At 33.9% G+C, this 2,070-nt stretch carries 1 protein-coding gene; it reads right to left on the reverse strand.

The window, feature by feature from the left end:
- Positions 1–277: 277 nt before the first annotated feature.
- Positions 278–1,816: a SulP family inorganic anion transporter gene (locus QZZ48_RS15555; protein WP_294967168.1), complete on the reverse strand. Its 1,539-nt coding sequence runs from the start codon at positions 1,814–1,816 to the stop codon at positions 278–280.
- Positions 1,817–2,070 lie beyond the last annotated feature (254 nt).

A 2,070-nucleotide genomic window follows, 5' to 3' on the forward strand; every position in this document is an offset into this window, starting at 1 on the left:
TACACTCATATTTAATCCCTATATTTTCTATTTCAATTTTATCATTTTTGAAATAAGAAAACAAATTTTACTGGTTCAGTTTTAGGGGTTCATTATAAACTAAAGGGCATAAGAATAAAAATAAGTGCATACTTTATCTTCTAATATTGCACTATTTATATTTATAGTTTGGGATGATATTATCTTCATGTTAATCGGATATTAATGAGGTAAAAGAGGGGAGGGTAAATACAAGTCAAGAAGTATGACTTATATCTTTGATGAAAGTTATTTAATTTTAATAGTCGTATGCAACTTTATAAGTTGGATCATCTTCTTCGTAGGCACAATGTGGACCAGCTTTTTTAAGTATAGCTTTACAGTCTGCTGAAAGATGGCGAAGAAGTAAGTTCTTGCCTGCATCTTCGTACTTTTTAGTGATTGCATCTATAGCTTCTACACCAGAAGAATCCATAACCCTTGCATCTTTAAAGTCTATTACAACTTTTGGAGGGTCATGAGGTATATCAAAGTTATCTGCAAATGTTGTAGCTGAGCCAAAAAATAGTGGACCATCAAGTTCGTAAACTCTAGTTCCATCATCTTCAGTATGAACACGTGTAAAGATTTTTGCATGTTTCCAAGCAAAAGCAAGAGCAGAGATAATAACACCAGCAATTACTGCTATTGCTAAATCTTCTACAACTGTTATTACAGTTACAGTAACCATAACAAAAGCATCAGTTCTTGGCATACGGCTAATACGAGAGAAGCTTGACCACTCAAATGTACCGATACTAACCATAAACATGATACCAACTAAAACAGCCACTGGAATAGTATTTAAAACATCACTCATCAATACAACTAAGATGATTAGACCTACAGATGCAACAAATGATGAAAGTCTTCCTATACCACCTGAAGTGTAGTTAATGATACTTTGACCAATCATCGCACAACCAGCCATACCACCAAAGAAACCACAAGTTATATTTCCAGTACCTTGAGCAATACACTCTTTGTTCGCTGAACCACGAGTATTACTAAGTTCATCTAAAACAGAAAGAGTAAGTAAAGATTCGATTACACCAACAAGAGCAACGATAACTGCATATGGAAGAACTATCATGATAGCATCTAGACTAAATATATATTCGGGAATACCAAAACTTGGAAGTTGTCCAGCATATTTACTCATATCATCAAGACCACTTAGTAAAAGAGTCTCAGCCTTTGTGAAATATACTCCAAGAGTAATGACAATAATAGCAACTAATCCTGCAGGAACAGCTTTTGTAACTTTTGGAAGTAGGTACATAATAGCCATTGTAACAGCTACTAAGATATACATCATGTAACCTTGACCTTCAAAAAACTTAAATTGAGCAGTACCGATAACAATCGCAAGACCATTAACAAATCCATGAATAGCAGGTGTAGGAACAAGGCGTATAAATTTACCAAGTTTGAGCGCACCAATTGCTATTTGAATAGCACCAGCTACAACTGTTGCTAGAAGTATGTAGTGTAAAACACCCATTGCTATAGCTTCTCTACTTGCACCTTGTGCTTCTAAAAGTGAAGTTGCTTCTATTCCTAAACCAACAAGAACAATAGCAACTGCTCCTGTAGCTCCAGAAATCATACCAGGTTTACCACCGATTAGTGAAGTGATTAGACCTAAGATAAATGCAGTGTAGAGACCAACTACTGGACTAACTCCTGCAATAAATGAAAATGCAATGGCTTCAGGAACTAATGCAACGGCAACAACTAAACCAGAGAGAATATCATTTTTGATATTGGCCGATGAGTATTTTTTTAAATCAAACAATTTTGAGATGCCTTAAATATGGTATTTTTGAAATTTCGCGATTATATCTAAATTGTAGTGAAGCTATGCTTTTCATTTAAGATTAGTAAAGTAAATAGCTTATATTTTACTCATTATTCACACTTTAGTATTCTAACAAATGTGATATAATTTTTAAACGCCAATTCTAAAATCAAGTGCAATTTTTTGAAAGTAAGTTGAAAGATAGGATTAATCGATAATCTGCTAATCTTATTCGACCAAAAACAAAGAAG

It is taken from the genome of Sulfurimonas sp. (genome assembly GCF_016744025.1).
In the GTDB taxonomy this organism is placed as follows: Bacteria; Campylobacterota; Campylobacteria; order Campylobacterales; family Sulfurimonadaceae; genus Sulfurimonas.